Annotated in this window: 12 protein-coding genes and 1 pseudogene; 3 read left to right on the top strand and 10 right to left on the bottom strand. The window is 40.5% G+C overall.

The window, feature by feature from the left end; genetic code table 11:
- Positions 1-1,282 precede the first annotated feature (1,282 nt).
- The 5 genes from ACFINL_RS02780 to tkt all read right to left on the bottom strand — a co-directional run bounded on the left by ACFINL_RS02780 (position 1,283) and on the right by tkt (position 8,448).
- Positions 1,283-1,624, bottom strand: a complete 342-nt coding sequence (locus tag ACFINL_RS02780; protein ID WP_375630921.1) for a hypothetical protein — start codon at positions 1,622-1,624, stop codon at positions 1,283-1,285.
- A gap of 756 nt (positions 1,625-2,380) precedes the next feature.
- The gene (locus tag ACFINL_RS02775; protein ID WP_375649855.1) at positions 2,381-3,412 is read right to left on the bottom strand and encodes a class I fructose-bisphosphate aldolase; all 1,032 of its coding nucleotides are present in this window, start codon (positions 3,410-3,412) and stop codon (positions 2,381-2,383) included.
- Positions 3,413-3,521: 109 nt separating this feature from the next.
- Positions 3,522-4,715 carry a phosphoglycerate kinase gene (locus ACFINL_RS02770; protein WP_375650189.1) on the bottom strand — a complete coding sequence of 398 codons (1,194 nt, stop codon included), beginning with the start codon at positions 4,713-4,715 and terminating at the stop codon, positions 3,522-3,524.
- A gap of 515 nt (positions 4,716-5,230) precedes the next feature.
- The gene (gene gap / locus ACFINL_RS02765) at positions 5,231-6,238 is read right to left on the bottom strand and encodes a type I glyceraldehyde-3-phosphate dehydrogenase (RefSeq protein ID WP_375611739.1); all 1,008 of its coding nucleotides are present in this window, start codon (positions 6,236-6,238) and stop codon (positions 5,231-5,233) included.
- 203 nt (positions 6,239-6,441) lie between these two features.
- The gene (tkt, locus tag ACFINL_RS02760) at positions 6,442-8,448 is read right to left on the bottom strand and encodes a transketolase (RefSeq protein ID WP_375638265.1); all 2,007 of its coding nucleotides are present in this window, start codon (positions 8,446-8,448) and stop codon (positions 6,442-6,444) included.
- A gap of 334 nt (positions 8,449-8,782) precedes the next feature.
- Between tkt and ACFINL_RS02755 the strand changes: the two genes are divergently transcribed.
- Together ACFINL_RS02755 and ACFINL_RS02750 are read left to right on the top strand one after the other, a co-directional pair.
- A complete protein-coding gene (locus tag ACFINL_RS02755) occupies positions 8,783-9,058 on the top strand; it encodes a DUF4164 domain-containing protein (RefSeq protein WP_005774573.1) in 276 nt (91 codons plus the stop codon).
- Positions 9,059-9,070: 12 nt separating this feature from the next.
- Positions 9,071-9,460, top strand: coding sequence for a cell division protein ZapA (locus tag ACFINL_RS02750; RefSeq protein WP_375629691.1), 390 nt, complete (start codon positions 9,071-9,073; stop codon positions 9,458-9,460).
- Between the two features lie 1,481 nt (positions 9,461-10,941).
- Here ACFINL_RS02750 and pyk read toward each other — a convergent pair.
- Positions 10,942-12,378, bottom strand: coding sequence for a pyruvate kinase (gene pyk, locus ACFINL_RS02745; RefSeq protein ID WP_375628685.1), 1,437 nt, complete (start codon positions 12,376-12,378; stop codon positions 10,942-10,944).
- The gene (locus tag ACFINL_RS02740; protein WP_273790491.1) at positions 12,375-12,863 is read right to left on the bottom strand and encodes a DUF1036 domain-containing protein; all 489 of its coding nucleotides are present in this window, start codon (positions 12,861-12,863) and stop codon (positions 12,375-12,377) included. The genes pyk and ACFINL_RS02740 overlap by 4 nt, the downstream gene beginning before the upstream one ends.
- 262 nt (positions 12,864-13,125) lie before the next feature.
- On the opposite strand from ACFINL_RS02740, the gene ACFINL_RS02735 reads away from it, so the two are divergent.
- Complete coding sequence (locus ACFINL_RS02735) at positions 13,126-13,386, top strand: DUF2312 domain-containing protein (RefSeq protein WP_005774567.1); 261 nt, start codon at positions 13,126-13,128, stop codon at positions 13,384-13,386.
- A gap of 537 nt (positions 13,387-13,923) precedes the next feature.
- Here ACFINL_RS02735 and ACFINL_RS02730 read toward each other — a convergent pair.
- The 3 genes and pseudogenes from ACFINL_RS02730 to ACFINL_RS02720 all read right to left on the bottom strand — a co-directional run bounded on the left by ACFINL_RS02730 (position 13,924) and on the right by ACFINL_RS02720 (position 17,294).
- A pseudogene (locus tag ACFINL_RS02730) lies at positions 13,924-14,483 on the bottom strand (GNAT family N-acetyltransferase).
- Between the two features lie 562 nt (positions 14,484-15,045).
- A complete protein-coding gene (locus tag ACFINL_RS02725; RefSeq protein WP_375611776.1) occupies positions 15,046-16,908 on the bottom strand; it encodes an ABC-F family ATP-binding cassette domain-containing protein in 1,863 nt (620 codons plus the stop codon).
- Positions 16,908-17,294 carry a hypothetical protein gene (locus tag ACFINL_RS02720; RefSeq protein ID WP_375611735.1) on the bottom strand — a complete coding sequence of 129 codons (387 nt, stop codon included), beginning with the start codon at positions 17,292-17,294 and terminating at the stop codon, positions 16,908-16,910. The genes ACFINL_RS02725 and ACFINL_RS02720 overlap by 1 nt, the downstream gene beginning before the upstream one ends.
- Positions 17,295-17,357 lie beyond the last annotated feature (63 nt).

Raw genomic sequence — 17,357 nt, 5'->3', positions numbered from 1 at the left:
GAATATCCTTTTCTTCTCTTTCAAAAAAACGAACACTGTTTGCAGATCCATATTATTGAAAAAGAGCAAAGACTCTTTTAGCACTTTTGAGCTTCTTATAACTTTGTGAGAGCACATGAGCAACAGCTTTTATAATAAACCGGCTTTTGGCAAAATCGTAAAATTTTATCAAATTTATTGTTTGTAAATATCACCACGACCACTGTTCTACTCTTGCAGACACGCAACCTCAGAACAACGTTCTCTTTACTCACAAATCGTCTCTCCAGCTCTCTCTTCCAGTCATAGCCCATAAAATAAGGATAGAGTACTTCGATTGAACACCATCTTCACACCCCCTCCAAGCCCCATATATTTTACAGCCCTCAACTTTATAGCACCCCCTGTCGTGCTTTAAGAAGGCATTGTAACGATGATAAGAACATATACAAAGAGGATATATCTTTAGGGTATTTATGTTTTAAAGCTTGCACTAAATCATAATTTTTTTGTATAGCGAGCCAAGTGTGTGTAAAATACACACCCTAACCATTTCAAATCATTCAGCTGTTTCAGGAACAGATAAGCCAAGTTCTACGATTATATCTTCAATCACAAATTCATCGAAGTGCAGCGGATTTTCATCATTTTTTAGCGCTCCTCTTCAGTAATCCTCTAGATAATTAACTCATTCAGCATCTATACCAGCAAAGCGAAATATTATGTGCTAATTTTTCTTTACATTCATTAACCAAGAACCCTCAAAATGACCTTTTAGCGGATAGAGCTAAAAGGATAAGTCTTCAAAACCATTTGGTGAGATAGCTATATCAAGAGCACCTAAAATACGCCTTAGTTTCTAAGATAGGCAACTTCCCCCTTTTATCGTATCAGTCTTGTAGAAGGCTTTAAACCCTTTATGTTTAAATCAATAAATCATAATTGGATTATATTGCATAAAGATGCTTTTTCTCATTTTTCCATTTAACACACGATAAGTTACCATTTAGGCACGATGAGAAGCTTGCCCTTTATATCATGATTTCAGAACCGCATGAGAAGAATAAAAGATGATGTGGCTTAATAAGAGAGTTTGTTCATAAGCCGTTTGGGTGTCTTAATCAAGGATGCCGTTAGGCGCACCGCCCTTGTAAAGGGTTGCCTTGAGGCTTAAGGACCCAAGGCTTGTTAGTCCCTTCATTAAAAGCGGGTTTGATGTTATGATTTTGGAGAGCGATTATTAAGAATTTGAGAGGCAGACAGCCTCTCATTTTTATTTGTATGCAAACGAATTGCACTCTATTTATTCAGGGAGAATAAGAACATACCCAGGAGGTGCTAAACGGAATAAGAGAGCGTCGTAACCCCACGCAGCAGACAGGCAGCAAATAGAAGAAACGCCTTCAGCAATTGCCATGAGTAATGCGAACGATATACCGGCTTCATCTGCTGTTGCGTCACGGCGTTCTAAGTAGTATCCGACAAAAAAGAAAAAGCACCCTATTCCACTCACCGACCCAAAAACTTTTAATGCGGTATGAACCGGTCCACGTATGCTGAGCAAGATAATAAAAATTATGAAAGTAAATACTGTAAAGATCCCTTCGAATACCCCACGCACCATATTGCACAATTTTCGCATCATAATTGCAGAAAAGCTCTGTTCTGCGTATCGATTTTTTCTTTTGATGCTTGTATTCTTAGAAGATATGCTGTTATTTTTAGAAGATATACCGTCCACAACTCCCCCCGTTTTAAGCCAAGATGCTATGAAGTTATTTATTTTTAATTATATCATCACAAAATACAAGAAAAATTTATCCATTTTAACGAAAAAATAGGTGTTTTATTGAGGTACAAATCTATTTTCTTTCGCAAGAGTTATTCAATTCGTTCGCCAATAGAAAAACTACCCCCATTGAAGAGGAAGCTATCCTGACGCAGAAAAGCTTCATAAGCTGTATTCCAATCCGCTCAGAAATCGCAACTCTCTAATCTACCCGCTTAATCCACCTTTGAAACTGCAATAAAATAAATTCTGCTGATGACAAGTAATGATAACATGAAAAAGAAAAAATATCACAATATCAAACTCTTCAATACAGTATGAGCTTTCTGATTTTCACTCAAAAAGCAAGTGCCCACCCATGAACGACACCATACTAAAGTGCTGTGCATTCACAAATTTCCTAGCATTATCTCCCCTTCTCGAAATTGCACCTCTCCCGCAATCTTATCTCTCGATAGCACCCATTAAAGACTTTTAAAAGGTCCAAGGAAAAAACTCTCTGAGAAAGCTTTCAAGTCTAAAACGCCCCCGCCATTTTTATCATGATGAGGGCACAAAAAATCACGCAGAAACATGCAAAATCTCTCCGCATTTAAAAACAGGGCTTGTGCTTCAATCGCACGCTTTTTCTTGTTCTCTTGTCCATTGTCCCAAAGCCGCAAGATGGTTCATCCGAGCCCGATGACGAAATGCCTTCTGTGCAACAGCAATATTTTCATCTTTTCCTGCCCATGCTTTTAAGGCAGCTGCTTGCAATGCGCGTCCATAGGAAAAGGTCAATTTCCAAGGCAATACGCCCAAAGAATTCATAGCAGATAAATGCGCCGTTGCTTCCTGATCAGACTGCCCTCCAGAAAGAAAAGCAATTCCGGGAACAGCGGCAGGAACAGTCTGTTTAAGCACTTGGACGGTCTTTTCAGCAACTTCTTCAACAGAAGCCTTGCGAGCATCCTTTCCATCAATCACCATATTGGGCTTTAAAATCATCCCCTCCAAAAGAACACGAGCTTCAAACAATTCTTTAAAGACAGCTTGCAAAACAGTGCGTGTCACCTCAAAGCAGCGTGTGATTGAATGCCCACACGATGATCCATCCATCAACACTTCCGGCTCAACAATGGGCACAATATTGAACTCCTGACATAAGGCAGCATAGCGTGCAAGAGCTTGTGCATTTTGTCTTATGGCGCCTCTTGTTGGCAAAGTGTGTTCATCAATAGCAATTACCGCACGCCATTTAGCAAAACGTGCTCCCAAAGCATAATAATCTTTTAGCCGCTCACGAAGACCATCCAACCCTTCGGTAATTGTCTCTTGGGGAAAAGCCGCCAAGGGTTTTGCACCGGTATCAACTTTAATGCCTGGCAAAGCGCCTGAATCCCGAATAAGATCCGTCAACATTTTCCCAGTTGATGCTTTTTGCCGAATGGTTTCATCAAATAAAATAACCCCAGAGATGGCGTTTTCCATCGCTTCTTTTGTACTAAAAAGCATTTCACGATAAGCACGGCGCTTATCTTCATTGGATTCAACACCAATGCTTTCAAAACGCTTTCCAATGGTCGCCGTACTTTCATCTGCCGCCAAAATACCTTTACCCGCATGCACCAAAGCAAGTGCAATATCTTCAAGCCGTTCATTCATAAAAAAATTCCTCTTTATTTTGTCTTAATTTCTAAAAATGCGCAACACTATCAAAACACTCTACACGACTGTATAATTTTTCTTTAACCTTCCCCTCCAAAGAAGCCCTTTAAGCCTGCATGAGGGCAAGAATACCAGGAAGAGTCTTTCCTTCCATCCATTCCAAAAAAGCTCCTCCAGCAGTCGAAAGATAAGTAAAATCATTGGCAACACCGGCATGATTAAGGGCAAAAACCGTATCGCCCCCTCCGGCAATTGAAACCAACTTTCCCGTCAAACTACGTTCTGCTGCATGGCGTGCAACGGCAATGGTTCCCTTATCAAAAGGAGACATCTCAAAAACACCAAGGGGTCCATTCCACACAAGAGTAGCAGCTTCATCTATCGCAGTATTGATATGCGCAATAGAGCGCGTCCCAATATCCAATATCATGCCATCTTGTGGAATATCTTCAATGTCATAAAGACGATGCGGTGCATCTTTTTCAAAACGAAATCCAACGACAGCATCCTGAGGGAGCAGAAGCGTACAGTGACACTCTTGCGCTTTTTTAATAATTTTTTTTATCGTTTCCATCAATGCATGTTCACACAGAGACTTTCCTACATGGATACCTTGCGCAGCTAAAAAACTGTTAGCCATCCCCCCACCAATAATTAAGGAGTCAACTTTTTCCACCAAATGATTGAGCACAAAAAGCTTACTAGAAACCTTTGCTCCTCCCACAAGAGCAACCACAGGACATGCTGGATTGCCAAGTCCTTTTTCTAATGCCTGCAATTCACCTTGCAAAGAGCGTCCTGCATAAGAAGGCAACAAATGCGTTATTCCCTCCACCGAAGCATGGGCACGATGAGAAACTGAAAAAGCATCATTAACATAGAGATCTCCATTATGAGCCAAAGCTTCTGCAAAAGAACAATCATTCTTTTCTTCACCAGCATAAAAACGAACATTTTCAAGCAGTAAAACACCACCATTTTGTAATGACTCAACTGCAACCTGCACCGCCGAACCGATACAGTCCGGAGCAAAAGCAACCGGCTGATTAATGATCTTTTCCAGCACTTGCACAACAGGACGGAGTGAAAACTCTTGCTCTACCTTTCCTTTAGGGCGACCACAATGAGAAAGCAGAATAAGTTTAGCACCACGCTTTTGCAGCTCAACGAGTGTCTCTTTATGTCGTACAAGACGGGTCTCATCGCATACCTTACCTTGCGCCATAGGAACATTAAAATCTACGCGCACCAGAACACGTTTACCCAAAACATCAACATCATCAAGTGTACGAAACCCCATCACTGCTTCCTCTTCACTTTCCATTGTTTCAAATAAAAACGCATCCAACAACCCTGCCCACTTTTCTTTCCACTTATCCCCCTCTTTGCTTTTACAAGAGATCCACGACAGCCTATCTCTCACCCTTTGCTTAATAAAAATCCAAAGCTTTTATCGTCAAATGTACAAAAGCCCACCATTGCTCTTAATCTTCATATTCCATTGTGGCAAACAAATGCATTGGCTCAACTTGATCTCTATTAAAGCTTCCTTTTACTTCTAGGAAAAAGAGTTTACATCTCCTGTTTTCTAACGTTTTCTCAAAAGGTATCTCGTTCAGATCTTACTTTTTCAAAGTTTACTCTTTCATGCATCTTTTAAAAGCACGTATTGACACAGTATTAAAACAAAACACATCATCAATTTTTCAATAGCCTCTTCTCTCTAGCGCATGAGAACAACAGCCTCTAACTGTTTTTCTCAAAATTGCACAAAAATGAGACTTTTCCCTATAAAAAGAGGACCCTGAGGTCCTCTTATATTGTCTTAGCAAAAGCCACAGCCGTATCACTCATACGGTTAGAAAAGCCCCATTCATTATCATACCAAACCAGAACGCGACAGAGCTTACCATCAATCACTTTGGTTTGATCATTGTGGAAAATAGCTGAATGAGGATTATGATTAAAATCACAACTCACGAGTTTCTCTTCTGTAGTGTCCAAAACACCCTTCAAAGAACCTTGTGCAGCAGTAGCAATAGCTGTATTAATTTCTTCGATTGTTGTGGAACGCTTAGCGATAAATGTCAAATCAACCACAGAAACATTAGGGGTCGGAACACGAATCGATACACCATCAAGCAATCCCTTTAATTCTGGCAAGACCAATCCCACAGCTTTTGCCGCTCCTGTTGAGGTAGGAATCATAGAAAGAGCTGCCGCACGTGCACGATAAAGGTCCCGATGCATTGTATCCAACACAGGTTGATCACCCGTATAAGAATGGATTGTTGTCATAAAGCCCTTTTCAATGCCCACCGTGTTGTGTAAAACTTGTGCAACAGGCGCCAAACAATTGGTTGTACAAGAAGCATTTGAAACAACGCGATGCTCGCTGCTTAAAGATTGGTGATTAACCCCATAGACAACCGTAAGATCTGCTCCTTCAGAAGGCGCAGAAATAAGAACACGCTTTGCCCCCGCATCTAAATGAGCACTTGCTTTATCACGCGCAGTAAAAATACCCGTACATTCCAAAGCAATATCGATATCCAAATCTTTCCAAGGCAATTGAGCAGGATCACGCTCTGCGCATACCTTTATTAAACCACCTCCCACATCAATAGCATCCCCTACCACCTTAACGATCCCAGGAAAACGCCCATGAACTGAATCATAGCGTAATAAATGGGCATTTGTTTCCACCGATCCCAAATCATTAATTGCAACCACTTCAACATCTTGTCGTCCACTTTCCACAAGTGCACGTAAAATATTGCGACCAATACGACCAAACCCATTAATTGCAACACGAACTGTCATTTCACATGTTTCCTCATCAATTTTTAAAAGCACAACATTTAAAACACAATAAATGGGTATTTCACCAATCCAAAATCATTAATTCCCACAATGTCAATATCTTGATCACTCACTCACTTATCCACAATAATGCACAAGATCATCCACAATACTGCACAGAATATGATGCCCTACAATCACCCCATTCATGACAACACAAGCTGTCACTTTGTCTTTTCCTCTTTGATCTTTTCCAGCCCTTTTTCAACGGTGGCAACAACATTTTCCCAAGTAATACCAAAATGCGCATAAAGGGCATCAATTGTTCCACTTGCCCCAAAGCCCTCCATACCAATAAACACACCATCACAGCCAATAAAACGGTCCCATCCTTGGGCGACAGCAGCTTCAATGGCAACTTTAATCGGTGCATCTCCAATGAGAGCACGCTGATAGGAGAGAGATTGTTGAGAAAAAAGTTCAAAACAAGGCACAGAAACCACACGCGTTGGGATGCCTTTTTCTTCTAACACCGCATGTGCTTCCACTGCAATTTGCAATTCTGAACCAGAAGCAAACAGCGTCACTTGTGCATCATCGCTAGCTGTTAGGAATTCATAAGCACCAAGCATACAGAGATTTTCTTCTTCATACTCTTGACGCAAAAGCGGTAGATTTTGTCGACTTAAAGCCAAGGTAGAAGGCGTCCCGCATGCTTTCAAAGCCAATTGCCAACACTCGACTGTCTCCATAGCATCGGCAGGACGGAACACAAAATGATTAGGCATTGCACGCAGGCAAGCCAAATGCTCTACGGGTTGATGGGTCGGACCATCCTCACCAAGACCAATAGAATCATGAGTCATGACATAAATCACCCGCAACCCCATGAGAGAAGACAAACGCATAGCAGGACGCATATAATCAGAAAAGCATAAAAAGGTTCCCCCATAAGGAATAAAGCCGCCATAAAGGGCAAGACCATTCATCACAGCTCCCATTGCATGTTCGCGAATTCCATAATGCAGATAGCGCCCTGAAAAATCTTCAGCAGAGATACTTTTCATCTGGCTACTTTTTGTATTATTAGATCCGGTTAAATCAGCCGAACCACCAATAGTCTCAACAACGACTTCATTGATCACTTCAAGAGCCATTTCCGAAGCTTTACGCGTAGCAACAACGGGGCGCTCTTCAACCAATTTCTGTTTATAAGTATCAATAGCGCCATCAAATCCGCCCACGAGATCGCCCCGCATCAATCTTTCAAACTCCACACGCTCTGAGACAGGAAGATCAGCAAATTTTTCTTCCCATTTTTGGCGTTTTTTAGCAGCATTGAGACTAGCCAAGCGCCAATTATCGAGAATATCGGCTGGAATAACGAAAGGCTCAGCATCCCACCCTAACGCGATACGGGTTTCAGTGATTTCTCGTGCGCCCAAAGGGGCTCCGTGAACTTTATTGGTACCCGCTTTATTGGGTGCTCCAAAGCCAATTGTTGTTTTACAAGCGATCAAAGTTGGTTTATCGGAATTTTGTGCCGCCTCAATAGCCCGCGCAATTGCTGCTTGATCATGCCCATTGACTTTATGTGTCTCCCAACCAGATGCCTTAAAACGCGCAATCTGATCTGTACTGTCAGCAAGGGAAATCTCTCCATCGATAGAAATATTATTATCGTCCCACAACACAATAAGCTTATTGAGTTTCAAATGACCAGCAAGGGAAAGTGCTTCTTGAGATATCCCTTCCATAAGGCATCCATCGCCCACCAACGCATAAGTGTAATGGTTGATAAGATCACCAAAACGAGCATTTTGCAAACGCTCTCCAAGAGCCATCCCCACAGCATTAGCCAACCCTTGTCCAAGAGGACCAGTCGTTGTTTCGATTCCTGCCACATGCCCATATTCTGGATGCCCAGCAAGCTTTGCTCCTAATTGGCGAAAATTTTTGAGATCTTCAATGCCAATATCTTCATAACCAGAAAGATACAAGAGAGCATAAAGCAACATAGACCCATGTCCTGCTGATAACACAAAACGATCACGGTTAGGCCAGCGAGGTTTTTTGGGGTCATGAGCAAGGAATCTTGTATAAAGAACCGTAGCAATATCGGCTGCTCCCATTGGCAAGCCCGGATGACCAGAATTTGCTTTTTCAATCGCATCAATAGCAAGAAAACGGATAGCATTGGCCATCTGATTCTGTTGGTGGGTGTTTGTCATGAATACTCGACCATTTCGTTAAATACGTTATTCTGTTGCTTTTTCCGTATTCTCTTAAAATTCTCAAGAAATACTATTTTCTAACCATTAGCGTGAGACTTTTTGCCACCACTTCAATAATATTAATAACATTCCCCTCACGCGTTCTGTATATCCATGTCATTTATGCCAATACGCGCAAAAAATCCAGCTTTTAATTTATATCTATCCCCTGCTTTGCTTGCTAAAATATCCTACATACTTAAAAATAAAATGCACACAACACAAGAGTGAAAGTGATTCGTTTTTGCATAACACATTGATAAAGGATACAATTACCCAAAGGATAAAAGCAATGAACCAAGAGACTACAGTTCTACAAGATGCTTTAGAGCACCTAGAAAAGGCACTTAGAACTTTAGAGATCACCATAATAAACCGCAATGCCGTTATTGATAAAAATAACGAATGGGAAGAAGAAATCCAACGAATGAATGCTGACCGCAGCCATCTTGCCCAAGCGCTTGACAAAGCTGAAGCCCAAATTGAACGCTTAGAGTCCGTAAACAAAGAAGTTTCCAAACGTCTTATTAAAGCAATGGAAACAATTCGTGTTGTCATTGATAGATAAAGGTTTGAATGTATGGAAACTGTTTCCGTTACCATTGATGGTAAAGTTTATCGCATGGCTTGTGACAAAGGACAAGAACGTCGTCTTATTGCGCTTGCTGCTCAATTGGATCAATATATCACACATTTAAAGAACAATTTTGGTGAAATTGGCGACCATCGTTTATCGGTTATGGCTGGCATAATGATTATTGATGAAATGGAAGAAATAAAACGAGAAAATAAAAAATTACAAGAAGACTACAATACTCTTTTACGACTCCACAACGAAAGAGACCGCACCATGGGGAAAATTATGCGTGACACCACACAACGCATTGAAAATCTCACCAACCAATTGCTCAAAGATGATCAAAACTGCACAAACCTTCAAGAACAAGAACAGGAACAGGAAGATTTCTAAAAAGTACATCAGCGCGTAATAAACCAGAGATTTGACTTGTCCGCCACATCTCACAGGATAAAAATCTTAAACCCACACCAGTGTGTAAACAGTCTGGTTTTTTATAGGAAGGATTCCAGCTACTCACGACTTATGGGATTAACTTAAACCTCAACGAGAAAGCCCTACCCTGAATATTTCACCTCCGCACAAACGCTTCCTATATCAAGGAGACTGCCTTATATCACCACATTTCAAATGAGATGTCTTTTAACCGCGCAATAAGATAACAAAATCAACATCATTGTAAAAAAATCATATAAATGACAACAGCAACAAACAAATAAAGCACCCTTCGAAAAAAAGAGCTATATTCATGTTCCCTATGAATGCATGCCCAAAAATCCTTGCCCCTTAGATAATATCAAGCAGATTCAATATATATTAAAAAATAACCTTATCTATTATACCGTAAAACACCGCTATTTGATACTATAAGCACCATGGAGTCTTTGCACCTGAGATGTCCATCCGATGAAACCCACCGAAAAGAACCGTATCATTTATAAACCAGCGTGAATTAAGTATTTTCATCCTTTAGAGCAGGAAAAAAGTCAAACCCGAAGAGTATGTTAATCTCATACAACCTCAAACATCATAAACAACAATAATAGCTCTTGAAAACATCCTCTACCGCTATTTTTATCCTTATAACAAATAATCCATATTTCTCTCCCCACCCCTCAAAATCTCCAAGCTTAATAAAAGAAAGAGCAAGTCGGCATCATCATTATAGTCAGACCTCAATATTGCGATAGCCCCCTTAGCTCGTAAAACGATTCATAAGAGGGACGCCTTTCTTGTACAGCTTTTTCCCATAAAACCCACCCGCTTGTGATGTACAAACAAAGAGTTATGATTAACAAAACATAAATAAATTTAAGAGAATCTTACGGAATTCGGGGTTCTAATTCAAGTTTAATAACGATAAATTATCATTATAAATCAATATGTTGCAAATGCTTCGACAAAGCATATTTTAAAAACACATTCACCCATCACTTTTTCTCATAACATACCAGTACGATTTTTTAGGCACATAATTTTAATTTTATTCAATTCTGTTTGCAAAAGTTTAAAATGGGAAAAATTTCAAGGCTCTCATTCAAAAAGAAAAAGAATAAATTCTCATTATCAATGAACATCTGGCTCGTATAAACATCAATAAAGCAATCCCCAATATGCCTTAATGAAATAAAAGGGGGGCTCCCATTAAATGCCCTACCGTAAAAGCAGCTTCCTCAGAACTAAAACAAAATCAACAGACAACATCACCGCATCTGCTCCCATCCCCAAACTGGACAACCTAACGCAATACCTTGCTATCTTACGATAAGAGATAAAAGAATAATGGGTTCTATGGAGGCATTCACAAGAAGCGCACACCCGTTGTTTTTAAAGCCTGTTCAAAGGCGCATGAAAAAACACCATACGTAAACGGCTCAAATCCCTTTCGTTCCATCTTGAGAGACAGAAGCAATACGCAAGAGATTTGTCGCACCGGGCGTTCCAAGAGGAACACCGGCTGTTACAAGGAAACGATCCCCTCCTTGGCAAAAGCCTTCCTGAAATGCAATGGCTGCTGCTCGATCAACCATATCTTCTAAATTGCGAGCATCTTGCGTGACCACACAATGAAGCCCCCAAACGAGAGCCAAACGCCTTGCTGTTTCCACAATGGGCGATAAAGCAATAATCGGTCTATTAGGGCGTTCACGAGAGGCGCGCACCCCCGTTGTTCCTGAAGCCGTATAGGCAACGATAGCGGATAGAGCAAGTGTTTCAGCAATCTGACGCGCAGCAAGAGAAATCGCATCCGTTCCTGTTGATTCTGGTGCTGGATGTTGTGCTCCAACCTGAGCGGCATAAGTGTGATCCTGTTCGATTTGTCGCGCGATTCGGTCCATCATAAGCACAGCTTCTTCAGGATAACGACCAGAAGCAGATTCAGCAGACAACATCACCGCATCTGTTCCTGCATAAACTGCTGTAGCAACATCCGACACTTCTGCGCGTGTGGGAACAGGAGATGTGATCATTGATTCGAGCATTTGTGTTGCCACCACAACCGGTTTTCCAGCTAAACGACAAGCTTTTATCAACTCCATCTGAAGTGCAGGGACCTTTTCCAGAGGCATTTCCACACCGAGATCACCCCGTGCAATCATAATACCATCGGAAATTTCAATAATCTTCTCTATATGCTCCAAGGCTTGAGGCTTTTCGATTTTAGCCATCAAAGACACCTTACTTTTCGTCAACTGACGCACCGCCATAATATCTTCTGGACGTTGAATAAAAGAAAGAGCAACCCAATCAACAGGCTGCTGTAAAAGAGCCTGAAGATCCTCCTTATCTTTTGACGTCATCGAATCAAAAGGCAAAATTGTATCGGGAAAACTGACACCCTTTCGATCAGAAATACGGGTACCAGCAACCACGCGACACTGTACAAAGTGATCATCACAAACTTGCGCACGCAGTTCCACCCTTCCATCATCAATCAACAACCGGTCCCCTGGTTTAACAGCCGAAAATACATCCTCATGAGGGAAAAAAACACGCTGTGCATCACCAAGAACATCGCGATTATCTAATGTAAAGCTTTGCCCAACACGCAAATCTTCTTGCCCCTTAGCAAAACGTCCCACACGCAGTTTTGGCCCCTGAAGATCCACCAAAATACCTATGGGACGTCGAACTGTTTTTTCAACTTCTCGTATAGACTTGACCAAATCACCCAGCATATCACGATCAGTATGGCTCATATTAAGACGAAAAACGTCTGCCCCTGCCCTAAAAAGCTTTTCAATCATCAAACGAGAAAAAGAAGAAGGACCAAGAGTCGCAATAATTTTTACTTTACGTGCACGTTTCACGGTGGAGAATTTCCTGAAAGAGAAGGTATAACTGAATTGTTTAACAAAGACTCATCCGTCAACTGTACCATCCAACTGGTTTGATTTCCGGTATCGATCTCTTTAAATTCAGCCTTTTGATATCCTCGAGGGAAACAATCATGAACCCCTTGAATGGTAAATTGGCTATCTTGTACACACATGGTCACAGAGCCTGCCCAGTTCCCTTTTTTTTGTGCCCCTTCCGCATAAAAATAATAAAACCGTGAAGCAAGAGGCCCCTCAATTAAAGTTTTACATTCCGTCACTGGTACCGTCCACCAGCCTTCGCTCACCCACCCTGAAAATGTACGATATCCAAGAGCAACCCCTACAGACTGTTGGGTTGTATTACAAACTCTAAAGTCAGCTTTTGCAAAAACAACAAGGGGAAACAAGAGCAAAATGCTCAAGAGAAAAACTTTTAATCCTTTCTGAAACACCCAATATCGCTTTTTTAAAATCACAAAACTTCCTCTATAATGCCAAATTCTCAAAACAAATTACACATTTCTTTTTTTAAAGCTTTTCAAATCTAAAACGTATATTTTTATATTTTTCTTTTTATAGCCCTTTTATCAATGCATATATCTTAAAAATTTTACAAAATATTTAAAGTCAATTTGTAAAAAAGCTGTGTAGCTTGATTTACTTTTTGTTTTCAAGCTTTTTTAACATAAATTCGTCGTCGAAAAACAACTTAAAATATATAACTTGGAGAAAAATACAATGAACGATACAGTAACCGATCAAACACACGCTATATCCGTAAACCAATTACGCTCTTTTATCGAACGTATTGAACGACTAGAAGAAGAGAAAAAAACCATTTCTGATGATATTAAAGACGTTTACACTGAACTTAAAGGCTCTGGTTTTGATAGTAAAGCTGTTCGAAGCATTATACGGCTGCGTAAAAAAGAAGAGCATGAAAGAATGGAAGAAGAAGCAATCATTGAACTTTATAAAAATGCGCTTGGTATGAATTAAAACCATTGATAACATTGGAAATTTTCTTAAGAAAAGAAAATACAAAAAACAAATGGCAAAAAATAAATGAATGTATAAAAATTTCACCCAACAATAAGCCGTTTGTGTAACTTGTAACGAGACTATCGGTCACAGAATACACAATATTGCAACAGCCCTCACATTTAAAAGGATTTATACAGAGAATTTTTATTCTTATTCTTCAATCATTGTTTATCCACATAAACCCTCACTTGTATGCCAACCCAGTTTGTGATGTGCAAGAGAGGTGTTTTTTATGATTAAACATCTATAAATTTGAAGTGAGAAAGTCTTCCGATATTGAGGACTCTCTTCAAATTGAAAAAAATGAATTATGATGATAAATCAATTTATTATCTACGAAAAGAAACATATGAAAGCGGTCAGCAGTTGAAACCCGCTAAACGAGAGTCTGAACCGTTTACAAAAGAAGAGGTGGTTAAGGATCTTCGTCTTTTAGGATAGGGAAAAGTGCAGCATATTTACACATTTGATAAAAAGACCCTTATCAAAACTTTATTCGAATCTATTAACGGACTCATAAAGATCATTGATTCGAGAGGTTAGAATGTGATCTCTCCATTTTCCAGAAATCATCAAATTTTGGCATAGCCTTCTTTTTCAAAATGAAGGCGTTTTAATAAACGTTCGCTTTTTATGTTCTCAGGTCTATAATTTGCCATCACTCTATGCAGATGATAAACATGAAAGATATGGCGTATTAGAGCCGATAAACTCTCAAACATGAGACCTTTGCCTTGTTGTTTTTCATCAAGAGAAAAACCAAGATGACAGGCTTGAAAAACACCCCGAACCACATTTGTAAAATTCACAACACCGATGACTGTGTTTTCATTTTTTAATCGTACAGCATATCGGTATGCTTGTCCCTGTGCGCTTTCATAAGCAAATGCATTGGCTCGTGTTTCCCAAGCTGTTAGGCTGTGGTAACCATCAGATCTAACAGGTTCAAAAGGACGCAGATGATTCGCATTACGGAGGAAATAAGAAGACAGTTCAGCTGCATCTTCTAAACCGATCAATGTGGAAATTGTTCGCTTTGTTTTAATTGCCATCATTTTCTCCTCCTAGACAATGTCACAATAACACGTTGATTTATCTTAACAAATCATCATTTTTAAACTCAAATCATAATGTCGAATACAGTAAGCTTTTCTCATCACAACACTTCTTACGTTAGAATCAATGAGGATCTTTTGCTTTTCCGTCATAAGTGGGGGTGGTATGTTTAAAGCATAAGGTAAAGACAGGGGAATATTTCTTATGAATGCTCTCAAGTTCTAAGGGGCGCTGTAGCAACATTGGGGACTGGCAAAGTATGCAAGGGAATTGGCGTACTTCCATATACGAAATTTTGAAAAAACTTACGGCAAAGATAGTTTTGTTTCTTTGCCTTGTAAGCTCAGAGCATGCTTGTTTTGCGCTACCATATCACTGCTCCCCCGTATACAAATCCCAATGACCATCGCCTTGAGATGCTATATGTTACAGTGCAATCTAAAAAGTCTCTGCCATAACTCGTCAACAACACTGTTCCCGCTAAATCAGCGACAAACTCTTGTAACAAATTAAAGAAAAGCGATGATGCAATACAAATCTTTTAAAGTTTTTTAGATATTATCGTGAACACGATTCCATTTCTTCGCGTAAAATTTCAAGTTCTAACCATTCTTCTTCTTTTTGTGTGCAAGTATTTTTCTTTTTTTCCAACGTTGTTGATAAACGCTCAAAACGCTCTTTATCACTGCGATAAAGGGCTGGATCAGAGAGTTCTTGCTCAATTTTTTTGATTTCGTCCTGTAAAACAGCAATTTCTTCAGGCAATTTTTCCAATGCATAAACCTGCTTATAAGACAATTTACTTCGTGTTTTTTTCTCTCGCCCTATCAAGCTATGATCTATTGATGTGTCCTGTTTTGAAAGCTCTCCCACATGAGATTTTGAAGGTGTTTTACGTTGCGATAATTCTGTTTTTTTGCGTTGTAAACGAAGAGCATGCTGGTTTTGCGCCATCATATCACTATAGCCGCCCGCATACAAAATCCAATGACCATCACCTTGAGGTGCCAACATATGCGTTACAGTACGATCTAAAAAGTCTCTGTCATGGCTGACCAACAATACTGTCCCCGCAAAATCAGCAATAAATTCTTGCAACAAATCCAAAGTTTCCATATCCAAATCATTGGTCGGTTCATCAAGAATCAAAAAGTTTGCAGGACGAGAAAGAAGTCGTGCAAGCATGAGGCGTGCTCTTTCTCCCCCTGAAAATTCTTTAAGGGGAGTGCGAGCTTGTTCCGGTAAAAATAAAAAGTCTTTCATATAAGAAACGACATGCCGCTCCAGCCCATTGATCACAAGAGTATCACCTCTTCCTCCCGTTAAATAATGCGCTAAAGTTTCTTCTTCATTTAAAATACGTTGCTGATCAAGCAATGCCATAGAGAGGTTATAGCCATGCCTCACCGTTCCACTATCCACGGCTTCTTGCCCAATTAATGCAGAAAGGAGCGTTGTCTTTCCGATTCCATTGGGTCCTACCAAACCGATTCGATCACCCCGCTGAATGCGCAAAGAGAAATCTTTCACGATAATGCGATCACCATAGGATTTTGAAATTTTCTTTGCTTCAAGCACCAATTGCCCAGAATCATGACTTTTTGCTGCTGTCAAAAGTGCATTTCCTGGCTGCCCTTTATAGGTTTGATGACGCTGTCTTAAGTCTTTTAATTCGCCTAAGCGCCGTACATTACGCTTACGCCGTGCGCTCACGCCATAACGCAACCATTGCTCTTCACGAGCAATTTGGCGCCCCAATTTATGCTGTTCGATGGCTTCTTCTTCCAGTGCTTTATCACGCCAATTTTCAAACTCAGAAAAACGCTTTTCCAGTCTTTTGGTTGTGCCACGATCAAGCCATACCGTTGACCGTGTAACATTTTCTAAAAATCGTCGATCATGGGAAATCACCACAATCGCTGAACGCAAAGAAGCCAAAACAGCTTCCAGCCATTCAATAGTTGGTAAATCAAGATGATTGGTTGGTTCATCTAAGAACAAAATATCGGGTTTTGCAGCAATGGCCCGTAACAATGAAACACGCCGCTTTTCGCCTCCCGAAAGCGTTTCCAATTTTTCCGTCCCAGAAAACCCTAAATTTGTGCGAAGCGTATTAATCCACTGAACATCAGATATATCATCCAGCCCCGCTTCCATATAAGCGTTAATATCTTCAAATCCTGAACAATCCGGATTTTGTGAGACATAACGGAGCGTTACTCGCGGGTGGCGAAAAATTTCGCCACCATGAGGTTCTAATATTCCTGCGGCAATTTTTAATAAGGTCGACTTTCCACAACCATTACGGCCAACCAACGCAATACGCGCCCCCTGCTCAACCGATAAAGAAGCTTGATTGAGCAAAGGCGTTTTTCCAAAATTTAAGAAAATGCGGTCAAGCCGCAAAAGCGGCACCGCCATTAACGAACGCGGCGCGGACAAGGTGCTTTATACATCACCCCTCTTGCATCACGGTAAGCACACAATTGCCGTACAGGAACTCTCTGTCCACAAGGTGCTTGGTAAACATGCCCTCTACGACCACGATACGTGCACAATTGTGATACCTGTCTTTGTTGTTTTCTTTGATTTGCAGCTGCACCTGTTACTGTTCCAGCCAAAGCACCAAATGCTGCACCGGTAAGTGCTGCTCCAGGCGTACTTCCACCAATAGCAGTTCCAGCCAAAGCACCGATCGCCGCTCCTCCTACGCCGTAACGTGCAACGCGTTCATCGTTTGTAGTACAAGCGACTGAACTGAAACCAATGGCTGAAACAACGGCCACTTTAAAAATTGATTTTAACATATCAAAACCTTTCCTTCTCAAGATCAATACATATATCGTTTATGTCGGCACTTCATCACTAGG

Source organism: Bartonella sp. AA78NXGY, from assembly GCF_042197005.1.
Lineage (GTDB): Bacteria > Pseudomonadota > Alphaproteobacteria > Rhizobiales > Rhizobiaceae > Bartonella.
The sequence above is the reverse complement of the archived record's forward strand: the minus strand, read 5'-3'. Positions and strand labels throughout refer to the sequence as shown.

What these genes read in the sequence shown, in the direction of transcription:
- ACFINL_RS02780 (WP_375630921.1), bottom strand. Translation starts at nt 1,624, where the DNA reads ATGATGCGAAAATTGTGCAATATGGTGCGTGGGGTATTCGAAGGGATC.
- ACFINL_RS02775 (WP_375649855.1), bottom strand. Translation starts at nt 3,412, where the DNA reads ATGAATGAACGGCTTGAAGATATTGCACTTGCTTTGGTGCATGCGGGT.
- ACFINL_RS02770 (WP_375650189.1), bottom strand. Translation starts at nt 4,715, where the DNA reads ATGGGGTTTCGTACACTTGATGATGTTGATGTTTTGGGTAAACGTGTT.
- gap (WP_375611739.1), bottom strand. Translation starts at nt 6,238, where the DNA reads ATGACAGTTCGTGTTGCAATTAATGGGTTTGGTCGTATTGGTCGCAAT.
- tkt (WP_375638265.1), bottom strand. Translation starts at nt 8,448, where the DNA reads ATGACAAACACCCACCAACAGAATCAGATGGCCAATGCTATCCGTTTT.
- ACFINL_RS02755 (WP_005774573.1), top strand. Translation starts at nt 8,783, where the DNA reads ATGAACCAAGAGACTACAGTTCTACAAGATGCTTTAGAGCACCTAGAA.
- ACFINL_RS02750 (WP_375629691.1), top strand. Translation starts at nt 9,071, where the DNA reads ATGGAAACTGTTTCCGTTACCATTGATGGTAAAGTTTATCGCATGGCT.
- ACFINL_RS02735 (WP_005774567.1), top strand. Translation starts at nt 13,126, where the DNA reads ATGAACGATACAGTAACCGATCAAACACACGCTATATCCGTAAACCAA.
- ACFINL_RS02725 (WP_375611776.1), bottom strand. Translation starts at nt 16,908, where the DNA reads ATGGCGGTGCCGCTTTTGCGGCTTGACCGCATTTTCTTAAATTTTGGA.
- ACFINL_RS02720 (WP_375611735.1), bottom strand. Translation starts at nt 17,294, where the DNA reads ATGTTAAAATCAATTTTTAAAGTGGCCGTTGTTTCAGCCATTGGTTTC.